Origin of the sequence: Pseudomonas sp. JH-2 (genome assembly GCF_036231725.1) — a bacterium.
GTDB classification, from domain to species: Bacteria; Pseudomonadota; Gammaproteobacteria; order Pseudomonadales; family Pseudomonadaceae; genus Pseudomonas; species Pseudomonas delhiensis.
This window is the reverse complement of the sequence record NZ_JAZAQP010000011.1, coordinates 93,455-117,519: the sequence shown is the minus strand read 5'-3', so window position 1 is coordinate 117,519 and position 24,065 is coordinate 93,455. Positions and strand designations below refer to the sequence as shown.

18 protein-coding genes are annotated in these 24,065 nt (G+C 70.7%); 4 read left to right on the top strand and 14 right to left on the bottom strand.

The window, feature by feature from the left end:
* Positions 1-119 precede the first annotated feature (119 nt).
* Entirely contained in the window at positions 120-2,186 is a 2,067-nt protein-coding gene (locus VV867_RS10505) for a putative bifunctional diguanylate cyclase/phosphodiesterase (protein WP_109933474.1), read from the top strand.
* Here the strand turns inward: VV867_RS10505 and VV867_RS10500 are convergent.
* The gene (locus VV867_RS10500) at positions 2,170-3,033 is read right to left on the bottom strand and encodes a LysR family transcriptional regulator (RefSeq protein ID WP_328566328.1); all 864 of its coding nucleotides are present in this window, start codon (positions 3,031-3,033) and stop codon (positions 2,170-2,172) included. The two genes, VV867_RS10505 and VV867_RS10500, sit on opposite strands and share 17 nt — an antisense overlap.
* Before the next feature lie 116 nt (positions 3,034-3,149).
* Between VV867_RS10500 and VV867_RS10495 the strand changes: the two genes are divergently transcribed.
* Both VV867_RS10495 and VV867_RS10490 read left to right on the top strand, forming a co-directional pair.
* Positions 3,150-3,605, top strand: coding sequence for a nucleoside deaminase (locus VV867_RS10495; RefSeq protein ID WP_328566327.1), 456 nt, complete (start codon positions 3,150-3,152; stop codon positions 3,603-3,605).
* On the top strand, positions 3,602-4,816 hold the full coding sequence (locus VV867_RS10490; protein WP_328566326.1) for a CynX/NimT family MFS transporter: 1,215 nt from the start codon (positions 3,602-3,604) through the stop codon (positions 4,814-4,816). Before VV867_RS10495 ends, VV867_RS10490 begins: the two co-directional genes overlap by 4 nt.
* On the opposite strand, the gene VV867_RS10485 is transcribed toward VV867_RS10490, so the two are convergent.
* The 13 genes from VV867_RS10485 to VV867_RS10425 form a co-directional block, all read right to left on the bottom strand.
* On the bottom strand, positions 4,792-4,962 hold the full coding sequence (locus tag VV867_RS10485; RefSeq protein ID WP_009622326.1) for a hypothetical protein: 171 nt from the start codon (positions 4,960-4,962) through the stop codon (positions 4,792-4,794). The two genes, VV867_RS10490 and VV867_RS10485, sit on opposite strands and share 25 nt — an antisense overlap.
* Before the next feature lie 1,330 nt (positions 4,963-6,292).
* Complete coding sequence (locus VV867_RS10480; protein WP_328566325.1) at positions 6,293-7,960, bottom strand: methyl-accepting chemotaxis protein; 1,668 nt, start codon at positions 7,958-7,960, stop codon at positions 6,293-6,295.
* A 151-nt stretch (positions 7,961-8,111) separates the two neighbouring features.
* Positions 8,112-9,059 carry an alpha/beta hydrolase family protein gene (locus tag VV867_RS10475; protein WP_328566324.1) on the bottom strand — a complete coding sequence of 316 codons (948 nt, stop codon included), beginning with the start codon at positions 9,057-9,059 and terminating at the stop codon, positions 8,112-8,114.
* A 687-nt stretch (positions 9,060-9,746) separates the two neighbouring features.
* A complete protein-coding gene (locus VV867_RS10470) occupies positions 9,747-12,332 on the bottom strand; it encodes a LuxR C-terminal-related transcriptional regulator (protein WP_328566323.1) in 2,586 nt (861 codons plus the stop codon).
* Positions 12,333-12,390: 58 nt separating this feature from the next.
* Entirely contained in the window at positions 12,391-13,827 is a 1,437-nt protein-coding gene (locus VV867_RS10465; RefSeq protein WP_328566322.1) for an amidase, read from the bottom strand.
* Positions 13,824-14,927: a M14 family metallopeptidase gene (locus VV867_RS10460; protein WP_328566321.1), complete on the bottom strand. Its 1,104-nt coding sequence runs from the start codon at positions 14,925-14,927 to the stop codon at positions 13,824-13,826. Before VV867_RS10460 ends, VV867_RS10465 begins: the two co-directional genes overlap by 4 nt.
* 17 nt (positions 14,928-14,944) lie before the next feature.
* Positions 14,945-16,300: an MFS transporter gene (locus VV867_RS10455; protein ID WP_328566320.1), complete on the bottom strand. Its 1,356-nt coding sequence runs from the start codon at positions 16,298-16,300 to the stop codon at positions 14,945-14,947.
* An 87-nt stretch (positions 16,301-16,387) separates the two neighbouring features.
* Entirely contained in the window at positions 16,388-18,004 is a 1,617-nt protein-coding gene (locus VV867_RS10450; protein WP_328566319.1) for a wax ester/triacylglycerol synthase family O-acyltransferase, read from the bottom strand.
* 128 nt (positions 18,005-18,132) lie between these two features.
* The gene (locus VV867_RS10445; RefSeq protein WP_328566318.1) at positions 18,133-18,936 is read right to left on the bottom strand and encodes a lipase family alpha/beta hydrolase; all 804 of its coding nucleotides are present in this window, start codon (positions 18,934-18,936) and stop codon (positions 18,133-18,135) included.
* Positions 18,937-18,963: 27 nt separating this feature from the next.
* A complete protein-coding gene (locus VV867_RS10440; protein WP_208604365.1) occupies positions 18,964-20,664 on the bottom strand; it encodes a long-chain-fatty-acid--CoA ligase in 1,701 nt (566 codons plus the stop codon).
* Between the two features lie 417 nt (positions 20,665-21,081).
* Positions 21,082-21,384: a Dabb family protein gene (locus VV867_RS10435; protein ID WP_328566317.1), complete on the bottom strand. Its 303-nt coding sequence runs from the start codon at positions 21,382-21,384 to the stop codon at positions 21,082-21,084.
* Positions 21,381-22,358 (bottom strand): NAD(P)-dependent oxidoreductase, encoded by a 978-nt coding sequence (locus VV867_RS10430; RefSeq protein WP_328566316.1) that lies wholly within the window; start codon positions 22,356-22,358, stop codon positions 21,381-21,383. Before VV867_RS10430 ends, VV867_RS10435 begins: the two co-directional genes overlap by 4 nt.
* 11 nt (positions 22,359-22,369) lie before the next feature.
* The gene (locus VV867_RS10425) at positions 22,370-23,137 is read right to left on the bottom strand and encodes a class II aldolase/adducin family protein (RefSeq protein WP_328566315.1); all 768 of its coding nucleotides are present in this window, start codon (positions 23,135-23,137) and stop codon (positions 22,370-22,372) included.
* A 205-nt stretch (positions 23,138-23,342) separates the two neighbouring features.
* Between VV867_RS10425 and VV867_RS10420 the strand changes: the two genes are divergently transcribed.
* The gene (locus VV867_RS10420; protein ID WP_328566314.1) at positions 23,343-24,062 is read left to right on the top strand and encodes a Crp/Fnr family transcriptional regulator; all 720 of its coding nucleotides are present in this window, start codon (positions 23,343-23,345) and stop codon (positions 24,060-24,062) included.
* Positions 24,063-24,065: the final 3 nt, after the last annotated feature.

The window sequence follows — 24,065 nt, the reverse complement described above, 5'->3', positions numbered from 1 at the left end:
CCGACGAGCGGCAAACCCGCGGCTGTCGCGCAATGAAAATGCATCTGGTTCGAGGTGCTGGCGCTTGGCTAGAATCTGCGCTTTTGCGCGCGCTACGGGCGGCGCTCCAGAGATTCGAGATGCTGACAGGCCGTTACGACCTTGCGCTGGTGCTGATTTCCCTCTTCGTCGCCGTCCTGGCTTCCTACACCGCCCTGGACCTGGCCGGGCGCATCGCCAGGGCCCGGGGCGCCGGGGCCCTGCTGTGGATCGGCGGCGGCGCCGTGGCCATGGGCATCGGCGTCTGGTCCATGCACTTCATCGGCATGCTCGCCTTCAGCCTGCCCATCCCGCTGGGCTACGACCTGAGCCTGACGCTGCTGTCCCTGGCCCTGGCGGTGCTCAGCTCCGGCTTCGCCCTGGCCCTGGTCGGCCAGCCGCACCTGCCCGGCTGGCAGCTGCTGGCCGGCGCCCTGGTGATGGGCTGCGGCATCGCCGGCATGCACTACCTGGGCATGTACGCCATGCTCATGCAGCCGGGCATCGACTACGACCCGCTGCTGTTCGGCCTGTCCCTGGTGGTCGCCGCGCTGGCCTCCGGCGCCGCGCTGTGGATCGCCTTCCGCCTGCGCCGCAACACCCCCTACGTGCGCCTGGTGCGCGGCGGCGCGGCGCTGCTGATGGGCCTGGCCATCGTCGGCATGCACTACACCGGCATGGCCGCCGCGCGCTTCCCCCTGGGCAGCTTCTGCGGCGCCGCGCCGGCCGGGCTGGACAATGGCTGGCTGGCGCTGCTGGTGATCCTCGTGACCCTGGCCATCCTCGCCATCGCGCTGCTCACCTCGGTGCTCGACGCCCGCCTGGAGGCGCGCACCGCGCAGCTCACCGACTCCCTGGCGCAGGCCAACCAGGAGCTCACCCAGCTGGCCCTGCACGACAACCTGACGCGCCTGCCCAACCGCCTGCTGCTGGAGGACCGCATCGGCCAGCTGATCGCCAAGGTGCAGCGCCATGGCGGCTGCTTCGCGCTGATGTTCCTCGACCTGGACGGTTTCAAGCCGGTCAACGACGCCTTCGGCCACCACATCGGCGACCAGCTGCTGCAGGCCGTGGCCCGGCGCCTGCGCGAGAGCCTGCGCGGCGAGGACACCCTGGCGCGCATCGGCGGCGACGAGTTCGTCCTGCTGGTGGAGCTGAAGGCGCCGGAAGACGCCGCGGCCCTGGCCGGGCAGCAGATCGGCCTGCTGGCCGAGCCGTTCCGCGTCGGCGAGCAGGAGCTGCGCATCTCCGGCAGCATCGGCATCGCCCTCTACCCGGGCAACGGCGCCACCCAGCAGGAACTGCTGATGAACGCCGACGCCGCCATGTACCACGCCAAGGGCGCCGGCAAGAACGCCTACAGCTTCTTCGAGCAGTCGATGAACACCAACGCGCGCAACCACCTGCAGATGCTCCAGGACCTGCGCGCGGCCCTGGGCCTGGGCCAGTTCGTGCTGCACTACCAGCCCAAGTTCGACGCCGCCAGCCAGCGCCTGATCGGCGCCGAGGCGCTGCTGCGCTGGCAGCACCCGCAGCGCGGCCTGCTGATGCCCGACGAGTTCATCGGCCTGGCCGAGCGCACCGGGCTGATCATCCCCATCGGCGACTGGGTGCTGGACGAGGCCTGCCGGCAGATGCGCCAGTGGTACGGGCAGGGCCATGTCGACTGGCGCGTGGCGGTGAACCTCTCGGCGCTGCAGTTCTGCCATGCCGCGCTGGTGGAGAGCGTCGCCGCGACCCTGCGCCGCCACGCCCTGCCGGCCAACTGCCTGACCCTGGAGATCACCGAGACCACCGCCATGCGCGATGCCGACAACAGCCTGGCGATCCTCCGCCAGCTGGCCGACATGGGCGTGGACCTGTCCATCGACGACTTCGGCACCGGCTATTCCAGCCTGCTTTATCTCAAGCGCCTGCCGGCCAACGAGCTGAAGATCGACCGTGGCTTCGTCCGCGACCTGGAGCAGGACAGCGACGACGCCGCCATCGTCTCGGCCATAGTCGCCCTCGGCCAGGCGCTGGACCTGCGCATCGTCGCCGAGGGTGTGGAGACGCCGCGCCAGCAGGACTTCCTCACCCGCCTGGGCTGCGACTCGCTGCAGGGCTACCTGCTTGGCCAGCCGTGCCCGGCCGAGCAGTTCCTCGGCCGCCTCACCCAGCCGGTGTGAGGCTCAGTTGTGCGCACAGCTCGCGCAGTCGCTCGCACAGGCTACGGCCGGCGCTGGGCAGGTCGGCGCGGGCGTAGAGCGCCAGTTCCAGGCCGGTGATCTCCGGGAAGCCCTCGGCAGCGCCGAGCACTCGGTGCGCCGGCAACCGGCAGCGCTGCGGCAGCAGGCTGACGCCCAGGCCCGCCGCCACCGCCGCCGACAGGCTGGCCAGGGCGGCGCTGCCGTAGGCGACGCGCCAGCGCCGGCCCTGGGCTTCCAGGGCGTGGATCATCTCCTGGCGGTACAGCGCGCCGAGCGGGAAGGCCACCAGCGGCAGCGGCTCGCGGGCGGCCGCCGGGTTGGCGGCGCTGTCCAGCCAGCACAGCGGCTCCGGCCAGCGCGCCAGGCAGTCGCTGTCGGCGCCCCATTGCTTGACCAGGGCCAGGTCCAGCTCGCCGTTGCGGTACTGGCGCAGCAACTCGTGGCTGAGCCCGCTGGCCACCTCCAGGCGCAGGCGTGGGCGCTGGGAGGCGAAGGCCGCCAGCAGCGGCATCATGCGCTCGCCGGCGAAGTCCTCGGGCATGCCCAGGCGCAGCACGCCCTCGCTGTGTTCCTCGCCGAGGGCGGCGCGGGCTTCCTCGCCGAGCTGGAGGATGCGCCGGGCATAGCCCAGCAGGCGCTCGCCGGCCTCGGTGGGCAGCACCTGGCGGCGGCCGCGTTCCAGCAGGCGGCAGCCGAGTTGTTCCTCCAGGCGCAGGATCTGCTGGCTGACGGTGGACTGGGTGAGGTGCAGCCACTCGCCGGCACGGGTGAAGTTGCCGGCGTCCACCACCATGACGAAGCTGCGCAGCAGGGTCGGATCTAGCATTCGGAAATCCACTGGAAGTCATTTTTCCATTTAATTTCACCATGGAAGGCCGCGCCGGGATAATCCCTTTCGACGAAGGGGGCGCCGCAATGGGCCCCGCCGAAGAGGATTCCCCCATGCAACACCTGGCATACATGCGCGAAGCCCTGGCCCTGGCGCGGGCCAACGTCGAGGCTGGCGGCCGCCCGTTCGGCGCCGTGCTGGTGCGCGACGGCGAGGTCATCGCCCGCGCCGCCAACGGCACCCACCTGGACCACGACCCCACCGCTCACGCCGAACTGCTGGCGCTGCGCGCGGCCGGCCGCGCCCTGGGTAGCCCGCGCCTGGACGGCTGCGTGGTCTACGCCAGCGGCCACCCGTGCCCGATGTGCCTGGCGGCCATGCACCTGAGCGGCGTCAGCGCCGCCTACTACGCCTATTCCAACGCCGACGGCGAGCCCTACGGGCTGTCCACCGCGGCGGTCTATGCGCAGATGGCGCAGCCCGTGGAGTGGCAGTCGCTGCCCCTGCAGGCGCTGCGCCCGGAAGACGAGGAGGGGCTGTACGGCTTCTGGCAGGAGCGCCGCCCATGAGCACCGGCAAGGCGCGGGTCGGCTGGATCGGCCTGCTGGTGATCGTCGCCCTGGGCATCAACCTGCGGCCGATCCTCACCTCCATCGGCCCCTTGCTCGCGGAGATCCGCCAGGCCACCGGCCTGGGCTTCCAGGGCGCGTCGCTGCTGACGGTGCTGCCGGTGCTGTGCATGGGCCTGTTCGCCCTGGCGCTGCCCTGGGTGGGCCCGCGCCTGGGCGAGGGCCGCGGCATGCTCGGCGGCCTGCTGGCCATCGCCGTGGCCTGCGCCTGGCGCCTGTTGCTGGACAGCGGCCTGGCGCTGATCGCCAGCGCGGTGCTGGCCGGCACCGGCGTGGCGATCATCCAGGCCCTGGTGCCGGGGGTGGTCAAGCGTTGGTTCCCGCAGCGGGTGCCGGCGGCCATGGGCCTGTACTCGGCCTCGCTGATGGCCGGCGGCGGCACTGCGGCGGTGCTGGCGCCAGTGTTGTCCGGCGGCTCCGGCCACTGGCAGCTGGGCCTGGGCGCCTGGGTGGCGCTGGCGGTGCTGGGGCTGCTGCTGTGGGCCCTGGCGCGCCCGCGCGAGGCGGCGGTGCCCAGCGTGGCGCGGCGTGGCGAACACTTCTTCGGCAGCCGCCGGGCCTGGCTGCTGGCGCTGTACTTCGGGCTGATCAACGGCGGCTACACCAGCATGGTGGCCTGGCTGCCGATGTTCTACCGGCAACTGGGCTGGAGTGCCCAGGGCAGCGGCCAGTTGATCGGCCTGATGACCATCTTCCAGGTCCTCGGCGCCCTGAGCATGCCGGCCCTGAGCCGCGGCTCGGCGGACCGCCGGCCCTGGCTGTGCCTGTGCCTGCTGATCCAGCTCGGCGGCTTCGCCGGCCTGCTGCTGGCGCCCCTGGGGCTGCCGGCGGCCTGGGTGGCGCTGATCGGCTACGGCCTGGGCGCCTGCTTTGCGCTGAGCCTGACGCTGACCCTCGACCACCTGGCCGAACCCGGCCCGGCGGGGAGCCTGGCGGCCTTCGTGCAGGGCATCGGCTTCATCATCACCGGGATCATCCCCTACGTCACCGGCTGGCTGCGCGACACCACCGGCAGCTTCCAGGCCTCCTGGACGCTGCTGGCGCTGTCGGTGCTGCTGATGCTGGGGGTGACCCTGCGCTTCGCCCCGGCCGGCTACGCCCGGGCGATGCACGGCTGGCGCGGCGCTCAGACCGCCGAGGTGGCGAGGTAGATGCGGTAGGTGATGATCGACAGCATGCTCAGCACGCCGACCCACATGAGCAGCACGCCCGCCCCCCGCTCGCGGATGGTGAAGCCGATGCCGAGCATGAACATGCCGAAGATGATGACTGCGAGCGTGACGCCGAAGGAATCCATGGTGGGTCCTTGTCCATTTTGTCGATAAGGCAAGTCTAGGCCAGACACGGCTCGAAAGGGGTTGATCCGGGGCAAAATCGGCGTGATGGCCGGGGTTTTCCCCGTGGGGCGGATAACCGCGAACACGCACCGATGTTTCGCTGGAAACGCTCTTGTAGGAGCGAGCTTGCTCGCGAACCTTGGTTTCCCGCGCTTCAACCTTGCCATTCCCGCGAATGCGGAAACCCAGCTGCCTCGGCTTGGGTATTTCTGCGCCGCTCCGAGTCTGCCCGACCTTCTTGTTTCGCCCCCTCGGGCGAGTCACTTCTTTCAAACGTCGGGAAGCCGAACCTCAAAGAAGTAACCAAGAAGGCTTGCCCCGCATACGGGCCCGATGAAGCCGGGCTACCCTCGCGAATTCCCCCGCCACGGAGGCCCGCCCCGAGGGTACGTCCCTGTAGCCCATCGGGGCTCTAGCGACATCCATGTCGCATGACCTCCTGAGCGCCGGTTTCGCTCGGCCTTCTGAAGGGGCGTTCCGGTGCGCTCGGATGTTTCTCTGGAAGTCCCAAACGCCAGAGCAAAAGCGCTTTTGCTCTTCGTAGGAGCGAGCTTGCTCGCGAACCTGGTTTTCCGCGTTCGCGATAGCTCGTAGGGCGCATAACGCCTACGGCGTTATGCGCCGTTTGCGTCGAACCTCGGTGCATTGGTCAACGGCGGATAACCGCGAACGGTTATTCGCCCTACGAGTTTGCCGGCTGACGCTGTGTTATCCGCCTGTTCGGACAGCCCCCTCTCCCTTCAGGGAGAGGGTTGGGGAGAGGGGACGGACTTCGCTCACGCACCTCTGCCAACCCTGACGCCGCACCCCCTCCCTAACCCTCCCCCGCAAGCGGGAGAGGGGACCGTTCGGCGCGATGCGGAACCATGAAGCTCCCGGGCTCCCCGTAGGGCGCATAACGCCTACGGCGTTATCCGCCATTTGCGTCGCGCATCGGCCAACGGCGGATAACCGCGAACGGTTATTCGCCCTACGAGTTTGCCGGCTGACGCTGTGTTATCCGCTTGCTCGGACAGCCCCCTCTCCCTTCAGGGAGAGGGTTGGGGAGAGGGGATGGACTTCGCCCACGCACCTCTGCCAACCCTGACGCCGCACCCCCTCCCTAACCCTCCCCCGCAAGCGGGAGAGGGGACCGTTCGGTGCGATGCGGAACCATGAAGCTCCCGGATTCCCATGTACTCACCGGCCACGCCGGACGCCCCGGTGGCATGGCCAACGGCGGATAACCGCGAACGGTTATGCGCCCTACGCCGGCGCTTTTCCTGCAACTGTAGCGCTCCGTCCCCGATCCTACAGGCGGAACCGCTGCACGAGGCCGCTGAGGTCCACGGCCAGGCGCGACAGTTCGTGGCTGGCGGTGCTGGTCTGCTGCGAGCCGGCGGCGCTCTGGTTGGACAGGTCGCGGATGTTGCCCAGGTTGGTCTCGATGTCGCGGGCCATGGTGGCCTGGTGTTCCACCGACTCGGCGATGCGCCGGTTGCGTTCGTCGATGCTGCGGGCGGCCTCGATGATCTGCGCCAGGGCGCGGTCGGCGGCGCTGGCCTGGCCCTGGGTGTGGTCGGCCTGCTCGGCGCTGTGCTGCAGCGCCTCGACGGTGCGCCCGGTGCCTTGCTGGATGGCGCCGATCAGCTGTTCGATCTCGCGAGTGGAGTCGCCGGTGCGCTTGGCCAGCGCGCGCACCTCGTCGGCCACCACCGAGAAGCCGCGCCCGGCCTCGCCGGCGCGGGCCGCCTCGATGGCGGCGTTGAGCGCCAGCAGGTTGGTCTGCTCGGCGACGTTGCGGATCACGTCCAGCACCTTGCTGATGTTCAGTGTCTGCTCGGCCAGGCCGCGGGCCTGCTGCGCCGCGTGGCGCACGCCTTCGCCCAGCTCGCGCAGCGAGCCCAGGGTGGTGGCCAGCTGGCGCTGGCCGTCCAGGGCCTCGTCGTTGGAGCGCCGGGCCACCTCGGCGGTGCTCTGCGCGTGCTCGGCGACGTCGCCCACCGCCGCGCTCATCTGGCTCATGGCGCGGCTGACGTCGTCGATCTCGCCGTGCTGCTGGTGCAGGCCGCGGCTGCCTTCGTCCATCACCGCGCTCATCTGCTCGCTGGAGGTGGCCAGCTGCTCGGCGGCCTCGCCGATCTGGCGAATGGTGCCCTGCAGGTTGTCGCGCATGCGCCCCAGGCGCTCCAGCAGCATCGCCGCCTCGTCGCGGCCCTGGCTGTGCACGCCCTGGCTGAGGTCGCCGGCGGCGATGCGCTCGGCCACCTGCAGCGCCTCGGCCAGTGGCCGCACCAGGCTGCGTGTCAGGCGCCAGGCCAGCAGCAGGGTGACCAGCAGGGCGCCGCCCAGGGCCGCCCAGACGATGCGCAGGGCCTGGGCGTAGGCGCTGGCGGCCGTGCTGGTGGCGCTGTCCGCGGCCTGGCGGTTGAGCTCGCGCAGCAGTTGCACCTGGGTGTCGATGGCTTCGCCCTGCTGGTCGATGTTGGCGACCAGCAGGGTGCGCGCCTCGTCCAGCTTCTGCTGCTCCAGCAGCTGCTGTTCCTCGCGGATGGTCTGGATGAACTGGCCGAAGGCCTGGTGCAGCGCCTCGATGGCGCCACGCTCGGTGTCGTCGCTGATCAGCACCTGGTAGGCGCGGAATTCCTGTTCGATGTCCAGGGCCAGTTGCTCGATGATCACCTTGTTGCCGCTGCGCACCATGGGCTCGGGGTTGGCCACCTGCTGCATGGAGCGCACGCGCAGCTGGGCGAGGTTGAGGGCGATGCTGTCGGCCAGGGCGATGCTCGGCAGCTGGTCGCCGTCGATGGCCTCGCCCTGGGCGCGGATGGCCGCCATCTGGTACAGGCAATAGGCGCCGACGCCGCCCAGCAGCGCGGCGCTGAACAGGAAGCAGAGCAGGGTGCGCTGGCCGATGCGCAGGCGCCGCAGGGGCTCCCAGCGGGCGAATCGGCCGAGGAGGACTTGGGGTTTCTTCATCACGGGCTACCACGGGCTGCTGTGATGCTCTGGCGAGCGGGTTTCGGACGCGCAGAGCATATGAAAGCCGTGTGACAGTCTTGTGTAATGGCCAGGAGATATCACTGCCTGCGACCGGGCAGATCATTGATTCACCTGGGAAAAACGCCGTTCAGGCCGGTGCGGGCTGCTGCCGCGCGGGGGCCACCAGGTAGGCGGCGAGGCTGTCGTCCAGCTCGCCGTCGCGCAGCCAGCGCAGGGCGATGGGCCAGAGGCTGTCCTGGAAGCGGCTGTGGAAGAAGGCGAAGTGGCCGATGCCCTGCAGGCCCAGCGCCTGGGGCGGCAGGCGCAGGTGCAGGCAGCGGCTGTTGCGGTAGTAGGCCAGCAGGCGCTGGATAGCCGGGCCGGTGCCGAATTCGTCGTCGGTCACGCTCAGGGCCAGGGTGGCGCCGCGCAGCCCGGCGAAGCCTTCGGCCAGGCGCGATCGTTCTTCCGCGCTCATGGCCTGCGGGCCGCGCCGGTAGGCGTCTTCGAAGCGCGGGCCGGGGTGCGTCCAGTCACGCACCACGCCGTGGGGGGTGTCTTCCATCCAGCCCAGGCGCTTGGCCGGGAAGTAGCCGAACAGGCCGCTGAGCACCGGCATCGCCAGGTGCCACTTGAGCAGCATGCGCAGGCGCCGCCGCGGGGCGTAGTCGCGCCAGTGGGCGAACTGCGCGCCCATGCTGAACACGCGCTGGACGAGGTGGTTGGAGGGGGCCAGGCCGACCAGGAAGCCGCCGACGCTGTGGGCCACCACCAGGATCGGCTGCCGCGGGGCGTTGGCCGCGGCCCAGCGCAGGGCACCCTCGAAGTCCAGGCGGCCCCAGTCCAGCCAGCTGGCGGAGAAGCCGCGCAGCGAGGCCGGGCGCGAGCCGCCGATGCCGCGGTAGTCGTAGCAGAGCACGTCGAAGCCCTGGCCGTGCAGGTAGTCGGCGAAGCGCGCGTAGTAGTCGCCGCGCACCGAGGTGGCCGGGTTGACGATCACCAGCGGGCGCGGCTGCGCGGCCGCGTCGGCATGGCGCCAGAGGCGGCCCTGGAGCGGGTAGCCGTCGGCGGCGTCGAAGGTCAGTGGCAGGCCCATGGCGTTCTCTTTTCCCGTTGTGCAGCAGGCACTCTAGCGCCGGGCGATGGGGCGCTACCAGTACAGTTGCGGGAAAAAACCGCCGCACCCATCCCGGGTGCGACCGGGGTTGGGGCGGCGGAGGCTGCAGATCGGCAGCGGGGCGGTTGGCCTCGCTGATCCGGTTGATAGTGTGCGCTGGAGTGGGGTTGGGGGGTAGGTTCAGGTGGGGTGTGAAAAAGCGGTGCAGAGGGGGGCGGGGCTCTTCGTAGGAGCGAGCTTGCTCGCGAATGGGCCTCGCTGCGGGGTTTGTTCGCGAGCAAGCTCGCTCCTACGAGAGGCCGTGCTTAGTTGTGCCGTAGGGCAACTGTCTATTGGGTTCCCGCGAATGTGGTGGTCAAATAATTTCGGAATGCGGGAACCCAGAGAGCAACGGAGCGGACTTTGTCCGCGATGGAGTTTGTTGGTGGCTTTGGTGTTGGGTTTAAGAGCGCCCTCTCCCTAACCCTCTCCCTGAAGGGAGAGGGGATCGTTCGGTGTGCATTGGTGTTTCGGCGTTAGCCGGCTAGCACAGAGATTACCGGCTGAACCATTCCTTCTCTCGGCACGGACAAGCCCCCTCTCCCTTCAGGGAGAGGGCTGGGGAGAGGGAGCGGACTCGCCCCAGTACACCGATACCACAGGAAAAACACCCACCAAGACCCCCCATCAAGCCAACAACCCACTCGCCTTGGCCCGGGCCACCGCCTGGGTGCGTCTTTCCACTTCGAGCTTGATGTTGATGCGCCGGGCGTGGGTCTTCACGGTGTGCAGCGAGATTTCCAGTTGCTCGGCGATTTCCTGGTTGGAGCAGCCCTGGGCGATCAGTTCCAGCACTTCCAGTTCGCGCTGGCTGAGCATTTCCGCCGGCGCCGGCTGGGCTTCGGCGGTGCCTGGCGCGCGGTTGGCCGGGGCGAGGGCGGGGAGTTGCGCCAGCAGTTGCCGCGACCAGCTGGCGTCGTTGCGTTGCAGCCGGGCCAGGGGCCGCAGCAGGGACAGCCTGCGGCAGTCCTGCAGGGCTTCGCGCAGGTGTTCCTCGGCGGCCGCCTGGTCCAGGGCGTGGAGGGTCTCGGCCAGGCGCAGCTGGGTCTCGCAGGCCAGGCTGCGCAGGCCCAGGCGCTGGCAGTCGCGCTGCAGGGCCTGCAGTTCGTGGCTGGCGCGGGTGGTTTCGCCCAGCTCGTCGTGGGCCTGGGCCAGCAGCAGGCGTACGCGGTACTGCAGGTCGTAGAAGCCGGTGGGGGCCAGCAGTGGGTTGAGCCCCAGTTCGGCGAGCACGCCGAGCAGTTCGTCGCGGGCCCTGGCCGGTTCGCCGCTGGCCAGGCACAGCCGGGCGCGGGCCAGGCGCAGCACTTCGCGGTAGCGGATCTCGGGGATGCACAGGCGCTGCATGCGCCGCTCGGCGGCCAGCAGCAACTGGTGGGCGCGCTCCACCTCGCCGCGCTCGCAGGCCAGGCTGATCAGCGCGTGGTAGGCGTACAGCAGGTAGGCGTCCTGGCTTTCCTCGGCTTCGCGCAGGCCGCGCTGGAGCCCGGCCTCGGCGCCGGTGTCGTCGCCGCGCAGGGCCAGCAGCTCGCCGCGCAGCACGTGCAGGCGGGCGCTCATGGGGCCGCCGTGGGCGTGCTTGCGCAACTCGGCGAGCATCTGCTCGGCATAGTCCAGGGCGTGGCGGTGTTCGCCGGAAAGGGCCAGCAGGTGGATGTGCTCGACGCTGAGCAGGGCCTCGAAGCACAGGTTGGCGTGGCGCCGCGACAGGCGCAGGCCGGCCTGGCAGTGCTGGCGGGCGACGGTCAGGTCGCCTTCGACCATGGCCTGCTGGGCCAGGGCCTGGTGGCAGAGGATGTGCTGGCCCCAGAAGCGTTCCTCCAGGTGCTGCAGGGCGTCGCTGCAGTTGCGCCGCGCATCGGGCAGGGCGAACTGGCGCTGCAGCACGCCGAGGGTGGCCTGGTAGTGCGCCAGGCAGAGCCGCTGGCGGTGGGCGTCCGGCCGTGGCAGGAAGCGCGAGAGCCCCTGCAGGCAGGCCATGGCCTCGTCCAGGCGGGCACAGAGGATCAGCGCCCAGGTTTCCAGGAGGATCAGCTTGGGGCTGGACTGCAGCAGGCCCTCGGGCAGCTCGTCGCGCCAGCGCAGCAGTTGCACGGCGCTGTGCTCGACCATCATCTGGTCGCTGTTGGCGTCCTGCAGCAGCGCCACGGCCCGCTCGATGGAGCCGGCGGCCAGGGCCAGCTGGGTGGCCTGGCGCAGGTCGCCGTGCTCGGCGAACCACTGGCTGGCGGCCAGCAGGGCGTCGGCGGGCGGCGCTTCGTCGTGGGCCTGGCGCAGCAGCTCGGCGAGCGGCGGCCAGAGCGCGAACCAGCCGCTGCCTTCGTCCAGGCGCCGGAGCAGTTGCATCTGCTCCAGCTGGGCGAAGGCCGCTTCGCCCACCGGCGCCAGGTGCCGGCACAGGCCGGCCTTGAAGCGGGGCAGGTGGGCCAGCACCCGCAGGGCCTCGCGCAGCGGCGCCGGCAGCGGGGCGAGCACTTCGCGGCGCAGGTAGTCGTGCAGCAGGCCGCCGCCGGCCTCGGGCCAGCGCAGGCGGCCCTGCAGGGCGAGCAGGCCGAGCAGGGCCGGCCAGCCGGCGCTGCGGCCGAGCAGCTCGTCGGCCTCGTCCTCGGCCGCTTCGGCCGGCTGCTTGCGCAGCAGCTGTTCCAGTTCGTCGCGGTCCAGCGCCAGGTCGGCGGCGCCCAGTTCCAGCAGCTCGCCCTGCAGCAGCAGGCGCGGCAGGTTCCAGTCCGGGCGGCGGCGGGCGCCGATCCACCAGCGGATGTCGGCGGCGCTGTTCTCCAGCAGCCCGGCCACGCAGGCGTCCAGTTCGGCGTCGGCCTGGCGCGGGTAGTCGTCCAGCACTATCCAGAGCGGCTGCGGGCCGCCTTCCAGCAGGCGCTGCAGGTCGTCCTGCCAGTTCCGCGCGGCGGGGTCGAGGTCCAGCACTATGGCCAGGCGGCGGAGGAAGTCGTCCGGGCGCAGCGGTCGGCCGCGCAGGTCGAGCCAGGCGACGCGCCCGCGGGGGCCGGCCTGGCGCGCGCATTCGTTGAGCAGCACGCTCTTGCCGAAGCCGGCGGGGGCGTGCAGCAGGTTCACCCGCTGGCGTCCGCCGAGCAGGCGCTGCAGCAGGCGCGGCCGCGCCAGGTGGCGGGCCGGCAGCAGCGGCAGCGCCCCGCTCAGGGGGCGGGGGGCGGCGCGGCTGGCGATGGCGTGGACGCTGGGGTGCGGGTTCATCTGCGAGGCTCCTGGCCCCGGACCTGGCCGGGGCGGCATTGCGGGTACGGTGGCCGGCTCAGCCGCGCAGCGGCGGCAGGCGGGAGGCCCAGGGGCGGGCCCGTTCGAGTTCCGCGGCAAGGCGGAACAGGGTGCCTTCGTCGCCCAGGCGCGCGGCGAACTGCACGCCGATGGGCATGCCGCCCTCGGTCCAGTACAGCGGCACGCTCATGGCCGGCTGGCCGGTGGCGTTGTAGATCGAGGTGAAGGCCGCAAGGGGCGCCGAACGGCCGAAGTAGCTGTCGATGGGCTCGCCCTCCCGGTAGGCCAGCTCGCCGATGGTGCCCGGCGGGCAGGCCAGGGTGGGGCTGAGGATCAGGTCGTAGTGCTCGTGGAAGGCAGCGATTTCCCGCGCCATGCGTTGCAGGGTGCGCTGGGCCAGGACGTAGTCGGTGGCGCTGACCTGGCCGGCGAGCCCGACCACCGCGCGGGTCAGCGGCTCGATGTCGTCGGGCCCGGCCGAGTGCCCCACCTGTTGCTCCAGGCTGCGCAGGTGCAGCGCCGCGGAGACCACGAAGAGGCGGGCGAAGGCCTGGCCGAGGGCGGGCACGTCGGACACCGTCGGCGCCTCGTCGTTGACCTCGTGGCCCAGCTCGCGGCAGAGCCGGGCGGCCGATTCCAGCGCCGCCTGGCAGTCCGGGTGCACCGCGACGCCGGTGAGCGGCGTGCGCAGCAGGCCGATGCGCAGGCGGCGGTGCGGGGCGTCGATCTCCTGCAGGTAGGGGCGGCTCCTGGGCGGGGCCAGGTAGGGGGCGCCGTAGTCCGGCGCCGAGGTGGCGTCCAGCAGGGCGGCGCTGTCGCGCACCGAGATCGAGCAGCAGTGCTCGGCGGGCAGGCCGCCGGTGCCTTCGCCGACCTTGGGCCCCACCGGGTTGCGCCCGCGGCTGGGCTTGAGGCCGAACACCCCGCAGGCCGAGGCGGGAATGCGGATGGAGCCGCCGATGTCGCTGGCATGGGCCATGGGCACCAGGCGCGCGGCCACCGCGGCGGCGGCCCCGCCGCTGGAGCCGCCGGCGGAGAGGGCGAGGTTCCAGGGGTTGAGGCAGGGGCCGAACGCCGCCGGCTCGGTGGTGGGGGGGATGCCGAATTCCGGGGTGTTGCTGCGGCCGACGGTGATCAGGCCGGCGGCGCGGTAGCGGCGCACCAGCTCGGTGTCGTGGTCGGCGCGGTTGTGCACGCCCAGGCGGCTGCCGTAGGACAGCGGCTGGCCGGCCTCGGCGCCGCCGGCCAGGTCCTTGAGCAGGAAGGGCACGCCGCGGAAGGGGCCGCCGGGCAACGGGCCGCGGGCCCGTGCGCGGGCCTGTTCGAACTGGCGCCAGATCACCGCGTTGAGCGCCGGGTCGTGCCGTTCGATGCGGGCGATGGCGGCGTCCACCAGTTCCAGCGGGGTGACTTCGCCACGGGTGACCAGTTGCGCCTGGGCGGTGGCGTCGAGCAGGTGCAGCGAATCGTTCATGGGCGGGCTCCCGGTTGGCCGGCCAGGCCGTCCAGGGCCTGGAAGGCGGCGTCCAGCGCCTGTTCGACGACGCGCCGCTTCCAGTGGTCGGTGTCGACGTAGAAGGCGTCGCGCAGGCGCTGCTTGATGGCCGCGGCGGTGGCGGCGTCGGTTTCGGGGTGGTTGCTCAGCCACTGGTCGGCGCGCAGGGCCATCAGCACGTCCTCCGACGGCAGGGTGCCGTACTCCAGGCCGATGCCCGTGTATTCGGCCTGGGGGCATGCCTGGTAGGCCAGGTGCCACATGTTGCCGGCCAGTTCGGCGGACACGCAGCCGTCCTCGTACAGCGAGGTCACGTCCGCGCCCCACCAGGCGCGGGCCCGGGCCAGGCCGGCGGCGTCGCCGGGGCGGGCGTGGGCGATGCGCTCGCCGTGGCCGCAGGGGCCCAGGGCGGTGTGCAGGTCGATCCAGCCCAGGCGCGCGCAGCGGCTGGCGTGTTCACCCAGTATCGCGCGCAGGGCGAGGTTGCTCCAGGTTGGCGCGTTGCCGCCGTAGAACAGGCCGTCGGGGTGCTTGTACTGGCCGCCGCTGACGGCCTGCTGTATGGCCCGCGGGCCGTGTTCGGCGAGGTAGGCGTAGAGCGCTTCGTCGGCCTCGGGGGCCGGCCAGGTGTCCGGCACCAGGGCCCGGGCGAGTGCGTCGTAGCCCGGGTTGGCGGGCAGGGGCCCGGCGAAGTCCTGGAAGTTGCGGTTCAGGTCGACGTTCTCGTGGGTCCAGCGGCGCCACCAGGAGAAGCCCCAGGGGTTGATGCCATGGATGTACAGCACCGCCACGCCGGCGGCCTTCGCCCGCTGGTGGAAGCCCGGGTCGTCGAGCAGGGCGTTCTGCACGCCGGAGCCGCAGAAGCCCTCGACGCCATGGCAGGCGCTGCTGACGATGAGCAGGGCCTGGGCGTCGGCGGCGCCGAAGCGGGCCACGTCCATGGCCAACTGCTCGCCGTCGCGGCCGGGCAGCGGGTGGACGTGACTGCTGGCCTCGAGGCCCGCGGCGCGGACGCGGGCGAGGAACTGCCGGCGGGCCTGGCGATAGTCCTGGGCGAAGTATTCGGAAGGGTTGCTCACGGGTGTCTCCTCGGGGTTCAGGCCGGCCGTTCGGTGTTCGCCAGGGCCTTGCGCATGCCCAGCGCCATGGCCAGGGCGGCGATCACGAACAGCGCGCAGAGCAGGTAGATGGCGTCGTCCAGGCTGCCGGTGCGGGCCTTGATGGCGCCGACCACGGCCGGGCTGATGCCGGCGACGCTGGCCAGGGTGTTGACCAGGGCGATGCCGACGGCGGCGCGCTCGCGCTCCAGGTAACGGGTGACCATGGCCCAGAACACCGGGGTGGCCGCCACCAGGGCCGAGCCGCCGGCGGTGATGGCGACCAGCGTCCAGGCCAGGCTGCCGTTGCCGATGGCCCAGGCCAGCAGCAGGAAGCCGGCGCTTGCGGCCATGAAGGCTGCGGTCCAGTGCAGGCGCTGTTCGTTGCGGCGGTCGGAGCGGCGGCCGTACCAGAACATGGCGAACAGCGCGAAGACGTTGGGGATGACTGCGTACAGGCCGACCATCTGCAGGTCGGCCACGCCCAGCTCGCGGATGATGGTCGGCGTCCAGAAGGCCAGGAAGTAGCCGGCGCAGCCGGAGACGAAGGCGCCGAAGGCCAGCAGGTAGATGCGCGGGTCGCGCAGCACCGCGGCCAGCGCGCCCTTGCCGTGGCCGCCGCTGGCCTCGCTGTCGCTGGCCGTGCCCTGCAGGCCCTGGCGCAGCAGCTCGCGCTCGTCCGCGCTCAGCCACCTGGCGTCCTGCGGGCCGTTGGGCAGCAGCCACAGCACCAGCAGGCCGAGCAGCACCGTGGGCATGCCTTCGATGAAGAACATCCACTGCCAGCCTTCCCAGCCGTGCAGCCCGTGCATGTTCTTCAGGATCCAGCCCGACACCGGGCTGGTGATGAAGGCCGCGGCCACCTGGGCCATGCAGAACAGCGCCAGCACCCGGGCGCGGCGCTGCGGCGGGTACCAGAAGGTGAGGTAGAGGACGATGCCGGGGAAGAAGCCGGCCTCGAACACCCCGAGCAGGAAGCGCACCAGGTAGAACTGGGTGGGCGTGGTGACCAGCAGCGTGGCGCTGGAGGCCAGGCCCCAGAGCAGCATGATGCGCATGATGGTCAGGCGCGCGCCGATACGCTGCAGGAGCATGTTGCTGGGCACTTCGAAGAGCACGTAGCCGACGAAGAACATGGCTGCGCCCAGGCCGTAGACGGCATCGCTGAAGCCCAGCGAGGTCTTCATCTGCAACTGGGCGAAGCCGATGTTCGCACGGTCGATGAAGTTCAGCAGGTAGCAGATGAACAGGAAGGGGATGAGGCGGCGGGTGATCCTGGCGTAGACGGCTTCGACGTTGCCGTGGGGCGCCAGGCCGCTTTGCGCCGCCGCGGGCGCGCTGATGAGTGTGGACATGCGAGGCTCCGGGGGAGGTCGACCACGGGGTGCCGGTCGCCGCGTCTGGCCCTTGTGGGGCCGCCGCGCGGCGGACCGGCGCCGGGACTACTGGACCTGGGTGGTTTCGACCGCTGCCGGCTGCGGCGCGGGGCTGGGCTGTTGCGCCGCGGCGCCGTTCACCTTGCGCCGCGGCGGGGTGGCCGGCCTGGCCTTGGGCAGCGCCTTGACGGGGTGGCCGGCCTTGGCGGCCGGTTTGCCCCGGGCGTCGCCCTGCTTGGCGGTGGCGGCCCTGGGGGCGCTGCGGGGGCGTTTCGGCCCGGCGGGAGTGTCGCTTGCCTTGCCCTGCGGCGTCGCCACGGCGGCCTTGTCGCGCGCCAGTTCGAGCAGGCGGCGGTGCTCGGCCAGCAGGTGGTCGCCCAGGTCGTTGAGGTCGGGCAGGGCGCGGCGGCAGGCGATCAGGCCGTAGTCCAGGCGGTCGTGGTAGCTGGTCACGGTGACGTTCAGGGCCATGCCATGGCTGGGGATGGACACCGGGTAGTAGCACAGCACCTTGGCGCCGGCGAAGTACAGCTGCATGGGAATGCCGGTGACGTTGGAGATCACCAGGTTGGCCGGCGGCGGCATCCAGTTGGCCAGGCGCGAGCGGCCGTACATGGCGGCCAGGCCGGAGAGCAGCCAGGGCGCGGCGAAGATCGGGAAGTCCATGGGGATGGCCGAGCGGAAGCGGTTCATCGCCTCCTTGCGCTGCGTCGAGGAGGCGTTGATGCGGCGCAGGCGCTCCAGCGGGTCGGCCTCGTTGGTGGCCAGGTCGATGGCCAGCATGCTCACCTGGTTGTTGGCGGTGTCGTCGCCGGGGGCGCGCAGGCTCACCGGCGCCGCGGCGGTCAGGGGCTTCTCCGGCAGCTCGCCGCTGGCCTTGAGGTAGCGGCGCAGGGCGCCGGAGACGGTGGCCATGACCACGTCGTTGAAGCTCACCTCCAGCTGGCGCGCCATTTCCTTGATCTCCGCCAGGGGCACGGTGCGCCCGGCGAAGCTGCGCTGGTTGGTGATGGCCACGTTCAGCGGGGTGCGCGGGGCCAGCAGCTTGCGCGGGTCGAGGTTGCGCCAGTTGCGCAGGCTGCTGTCGCCCACCACCGGCAGCAGGCTGCGGCCGGCGCGCAGCATGTCCGGCAGCATCCGGGCCAGCTTGACGTACTGCCGGCCGGCGTTGCCGATGGCCGCCCCGGCCAGTTCGGCGACGCCGAGCTGGTACGGGTTGCGCCGCAGCCGCGGCGGCGCCGGCGGGATGACGCGGCCGCTGGGCACGTCGTCGAACAGCGCGCGGACCAGCTCGATGCCGGCCTGGCCGTCGACGTTGGCGTGGTGGACCTTGGCGTACAGCGCCACCTCGCCGCTGCGCAGGCCGTCGATGATGGTGATTTCCCACAGCGGCCGGCTGCGGTCCATCAGGCTCGAGTGGGCGCGGGCGACCACCTGCTGCAACTGGCGGTTGCTGCCCGGCTTGGGCAGGGTGATGTGGCGGATGTGGTGCTCCAGGTCCAGGTGTTCGTCCTCGACCCAGACCGGGTCCGACAAGTCGAAGGGCATGAACGCCAGCTTGCGGGTGAAGACCGTCGCCAGGTGCAGGCGCCCGGCCAGGTACCGCTTGACCTCTTCGTAGAAGTCGCCTTCGTAGCCTTCAGGCAGTTGCAGCACATGGAGCGAACCAATGTGCGTGGGCATCTCGGCCGATTCCATATGCAGGAATATGGCGTCCATCCCGCTCAGATGTTTCATCGCGTCACCAACCTTGTTCTTGTCGTTGCTGGGAAATTGCTCGCAAGGCCCGTTGCGGCGGGCGGTTCAGTTCCTCATCGTTTCGGCGCGCGGAAGGGGAACAGGGCGCGCTTGAGGCCGCGCGGGCGGAACTGCCGCCACTGGTCCTCCGGTTGCGCCAGGCGGTCGCCGATGGCGTACCAGACCAGCGGGTGCACGCCCAGGCCGATGTGGCTGGCGCAGTTGACCTCGATGTTGTCGGTCAGGCGGCCGCGCCGTTCCACGCTGCCGCCCCAGCCGACGATGCCGTCGCCACGGCTGTAGATGGAGGTGGTGGGCACCGGCGGCGCCTCTTCGCCGCGTTCCTCGGCATCGCGCTTGAAGCTGCGCACCAGGCGGTACAGCTCCCAGGCGTTGGTGCTGCTCTGCGGCGGGCCGTACAGCGGGCTGCCGAGGGTGATCACCTGGCGCACGCTGCCCGGCAGGGCGCGGGCGAGCTCGCGGGCGAAGATGCCGCCCAGGCTCCAGCCGACGAGGCTGACCTTGCGCCCCGAATCCTCGTGCAACTGCTGCAGCTGGGCCAGCAGCCTGTCCACCACGCCTTCGCCGGGCCCGCGGTTGAGGCCCTGGCCCCAGCCATGGACGTCGTAGCCGCGGCTGGCGAGGAAGCGGCGCAGCGGCAGCGTGGAGTAGTCGTTGGCCATCAGCCCGGGCAGCACCAGCACGCTGTGGCCATCGCCGCGTGGCACGTTGAGCAGCAGCCAGGGCATGGCGGCCGGGATCGAGGCCCATTCCAGCAGGGCGCGCGATTCCAGCGCCCAGAGCAGGGGGGACGGGCGGCGCTCCACGGGGTGCCGGCGGAAGGGCGCGGTGATGGAGGCGGGGAAGATCGAGGGCATGACGGTGTCCTTGTACGGGGGTACGGGTCAGGTGTTGCTGGGTGATTGGGCAGCTGCGATCTCGTCCTTCAGCAGCTTCTTGGAGAGCTTGCCCACGGCGGTCTTGGGCAGTTCGGCGCGGATTTCCAGGGCCTGCACCATCTCGTGCTTGCCCAGGCGGTCCTTGAGGAAGGCCTTGAGCCCGTCGAGGTCGAAGGGGGCATGGCCGGCGCGCAGCTTGACGTAGGCCTTGGGCGACTGGCCGCGGTAGGCGTCGGGAATGCCCAGGACCATGACTTCCTCCACCGCCGGGTGGGCGTAGATGGCTTCCTCGATCACCCGCGGGTAGACGTTGTAGCCGCCGCACAGGAGCATGTCCTTGGTGCGGTCGACGATGTGGATGTAGCCGTCCTCGTCCATGTAGCCGACGTCGCCGGTGCGGAAGTAGCCGTCGGCGGTGAAGGCCTCGGCGCTGGCCTGGGGGGCGTTCCAGTAGCCGCGCATGATGTTCGGCCCGCGGATGGCCAGCTCGCCGTTCTGCCCCAACTGCACCTTGCGCTCGGGGGCGTCGAGGTCGAGGAAGCAGATGTCCACGCCGATGTGCGGGATGCCGCAGGAGCCGGCCCTGGGCCGCTCGGCCGGGGTGAAGGTGCCGCCGGTGCAGGTCTCGGTCATGCCCCAGCCCTCGGTGATCTGGCAACCGGTCAGGGCCTTGAACTGCTGCATCAGCTCCACCGGCAGCGGCGCGCCGCCCGAGGCGCAGATCTTCAGGCAGCGCAGGTCGTATTCGCCCACCTGCGGGTGGCTGAGCAGGGCGGTGAACATGGTCGGCACGCCGGGGAAGCAGCTCACCCGGTTGTCGTGGATGTCGCGCAGCACCGCGCCGGCGTCGAAGCGCACGTGCAGGCGCATCTCGGCGCCGACCGCCACCGGGAACAGCAGGCAGCCGACCAGGGCATAGATGTGGAACAGCGGCAGCACCACCAGGATGCTTTCGCGGCCCTCGTACAGGCGCTGGTCGTTGTCGACGTTGATCATCGCCACCTGGGCCGCGGCGGCGCCGAGGTTGGCGTGGGTCAGCATGGCGCCCTTGGGCAGGCCGGTGGTGCCGCCGGTGTACTGCAGCACGGCCAGGGCCTGGTCCAGCGGCGGCAGCGGGTGGGGCTGCCAGTCGCCGTCGTTGTCCAGCAGTTGCTCGAAGGGCAGGCACTGTTCGCTGTAGAGCACCTGGGCGAGCTGGCCCTCCTGCTGCAGGCGGGCGCGGGTCTCCCGCGGCTGCGCGCCGAAGTCGCCCAGCGAGCCCACCACCAGGGTGTGCAGGCGGGTGCTCTGGAGCAGGCGCTCCATCAGCGGGTAGAGGCTGTCCAGGTCGAGGGTGACGAGGATGTCGGTGCGGCTGTCCTCGATCTTGTGCGCCAGCACGTCGCCGGCATCCAGCGGCGAGTAGTTCACCACGGTGCCGCCGGCGCGCAGGATGGCGAAGAAGGCGATGGCGTACTGCGGCACGTTGGGCAGGTAGAGGCCGACGTGGACGCCGGGGCCGACCCCCAGGTCCTGCAGGCCCTTGGCGGCGCGGTCGATCAGCGAGGCGAACTCGCGGTAGGCGACCTTGCGCCCCATGAAGTCGATGGCCGGGCGGTCCGGCCAGCGGCGCACGGAATCGTCGAGCATGTCCAGCACGCTGAGGCCGGAGAGGTCGTTGTCCCAGCGTACGCCGGCAGGGTAAGAGCGGGTCCAGGGGGTTTGCACTGCAAGTGTCTCCTTATTGTTTGCCGGCATGGTGAGGCTGGGGCTGGTGTATGAACTGTCCGGAATTTGCGGCTTGGAAAAACTGCCGACGAGGGTGCGGGAGATTCGTACCAAAGGCTGATGGGTGAGCGCCGAAAGGGCTCTGGAACGGGCCTTGTGGTGTGATCAGCGGAATGGAGGGCGGGGGATTCATGGGGCTGATGGCGCTACGCCTACGTCATTGCAGGCGGCAGGCGGCAGGCTGCAGGCAAGAGCGGGCTGCCCGGCATGAATGAGACGTTCAGCGTCAACCTGCAGGAGGCGGGCGTGGGGTAGGAGCGGGCCCTGCCCGCGAATCGCGCGCAGGGCGCGCTCCTACAGGTGGGACAGCGGTGGCGGCGTAGGAGCGGACTCCGTCCGCGATTTTCTAGCCCCAACTCAGGTTTCGAAATAGAAGCTCTGGAAGCGCTCGGCCAGTTGCAGGGTGAGCTGCGCCGCCTGCAGGTGCAGGGGATGGGGGCCGTAGTCCTGGGCCGCCTGCAGTGACTCGAAGGTGACTATGGTGCCGAAGTCGAAGCTCTCGTCCGGCCCGTTGCGGCCCAGGCTGGCGCGGGGGCCGAAGCGGACCTCGCGCACCCCCGGGATCTGCCGCAGGTTTTCGCAGGCGGCGGTCAGCCGGGCGATGTGTTCGAGGTTGCCCGGCTCCTTCAGCCAGGTGATGACTACGCTCTGCACGCTCATGCGCAATGTTCCTTTGGCAGGGGGTTGATGCAGTTGCGCAGCGGTTCGCCGCGCAGGGCGTCGAGCAGGTTGTCGAAGGCCTCGAGGGTCATGCGCCGGTGGGTCTCGCGGGTGGAGGCGCCGTTGTGCGGCGACAGCACCAGGTTGCTCAGGGGCAGCAGCGCCGGGTTCACCGCCGGTTCGTCCTCGGCGACGTCCAGCCCGGCTGCCGCCAGGCGGCCTTCGCGCAGGGCCGTGGCCAGTGCGTTCTCGTCCACCAGGCCGCCGCGGGCGGTGTTGATCAGGATGGCCTGGGGCTTCATCCGCGCCAGCGCTTTCGCGTCGATGATGTGGTGGGTGGCGGCGTTGTAGGGCAGTTGCAGGATGAGCGCGTCGCTCTGTTCCAGCAGGTTGTCGAAGTCCAGGTAGCGCACGCCCAGCCGGGCCTCCTCCGCTTCCGGCAGGCGGCGCCGGTTGCAGTAGGTGACGTCCATGTCGAAGCCGCGGGCGCGCTTGGCCAGCTCCCTGCCGATGCCGCCCAGGCCGAGGATGCCCAACTGCTTGTGGTGCACGTCCTGGCCGAACAGCGGCGAGGAGTCGGCGCGCCAACCGCCGCCGCGGACGAAGGTGTCGGCCTCGACGATGCGCCTGGCCGCGGCCAGCAGCAGGCCGAAGGCGAGGTCGGCGGTGGCCGCGGCGACGGCCTTGGGCGTGTTGCAGACGCGGGTGCCGTGGGCGGTGCAGGCGGCCACGTCGATGTGGTCGAAGCCGGCGCTGACGGTGCTCAGCACCTTCAGCCGCGGGCAGCGCGCCAGCAGCGCGGCGTCGATGCGGTCGCCGGGCACCACCAGGGCGTAGTCGGCCTCGCCCAGCAGCCCGGCGAGGTCCTCGGGGATGCCCTGGTCCGGCATGCGGATCTCGGCATGGGCGCGCAGGTTGCCCAACAGCACATCGGGCACCTGGCGCGACAGGGCGATGCAGGGTTTTTCGTTCATCGCTCGTTCCTTCAGTCGCGATAGCTGGTATCGACGCGGTCGAGCTTGCGCAGCAGCGCCGGCCAGACGAAGTCGCCGCCCTGGCCGCCGGTCTGCTTGTCGACCACGTCGGCGACGCCCTCGATGATCCGCGGGTCGACCTCGATCAGCTTGCCGCCGGCCTGGGCCGCCAGCTGGATCTGGCAGGTGGTCTCGAAGGTGTACATGTTGAGGAAGGCGTCGGCGATGCTGCGGCCGACGGTGAGCAGGCCATGGTTGCGCAGCATGAAGAACAGCTTGTCGCCGAGGTCGGCCTGCAGGCGCGGCTTCTCGTCGTCGCGCAGGGCCACGCCCTCGTAGTCGTGGTAGCCCAGCGAGGAGAGCACGAAGGTGGACTGCTGGCTGATCGGCAGGATGCCGCATTCCTGGGTGCTGACCGCCACGCCGGCCTTTGTGTGGGTGTGCAGCACGCATTGGATGTCATGGCGCGCGGCGTGGATGGCGCTATGGATGACGAAGCCGGCGCGGTTGGCGTTGTAGGGGCCGTCGATGACCTTGTCGCCGTTCTGGTCGATCTTCACCAGGTTGGAGGCGGTGATCTCGTCGAACAGCAGGCCGTAGGGGTTGATCAGGAAGTGATGCTCGGGGCCGGGGATGCGCGCGCTGATGTGGGTGAAGACCAGGTCGGTCCAGCCGTACAGCGCCACCAGCCGGTAGCAGGCGGCCAGGTCGACGCGCAGTCGCCATTCTTCGTCGCTCACCTGGTCGCGCACATGGGGGAGGGCGAGTTCGTGGGGCATGGTGCTTCCTTCTTGTCGGTGTTGTGGTGGAGCACCGCAGGCTACGTCCTGGCGCGGCCCGGCAACTGTCCTGAATTTGACGCCTGGACGGTGGCGTTAGCCCGCAGGCACTCGTCGACGGGGGAAGCTGCCGGCACGCCTTGTGCGGCTCGCCGGGCGGCCGAATAATGAGCGGCACCGTCCCGTATCCATGGAGCCTGCAGGCGTGACCTTCCCCTCGATGTTGTCCGAGTCGCATCTGGCCGTGCTGATGGCCAGCCCCTGGTTCGGCGGCCTGCCGGCGCCAGTGCGCGACGACATGCTGGCCCGCGCCGGCGTCCGCGCGCTGAACAGCGGGCAGCAGCTGTTCCGCTGCGGCGAGCCGCCGGACGGCCTGTACATCGTGCTGCAGGGCATCATCCGGCTCAGCAACACCACCCGCGACGGCCAGGAGGCGGTGCTGAACTTCTACGAACCGGGCAGTTGGCTGGGCGAGGTGTCGATGCTCGACCACAGCACGCGCCTGCACGACGCCCATGCCCACGTACCCTCCCAGGTGCTGCACATCAGCCCGCTGGCCCTGGGTGAGCTGTGCGACCGCCACCCGGCGCTGGTGCGCATGCTGCTGGACCTGGAGGTGTCGCGCCTGCGCACCATGCTGGTGGCCTTCTCCGCCTTTTCCACGCAGTCGCTGGAGCAGCGCCTGGCCGGGCGCCTGCTGGGCCTGAGCGAAGCCTTCGGGGCGAAGGCGGAGGAGGGGGTGAGCCTGGACCTGCGGCTATCCCAGGAGTCCATGGCGCAGCTCATCGGCGCCACCCGCCAGCGTGTCAACCAGGTGCTCAAGCAGTGGGAGCAGCAGGGCCTGATCCGGCAGCGCTATGGCCAGCTCCTGCTGCTGCGCCCGGACGCCCTGCAAACCCTGACCCAGGAGCGGCCGGACCGCTAGCCC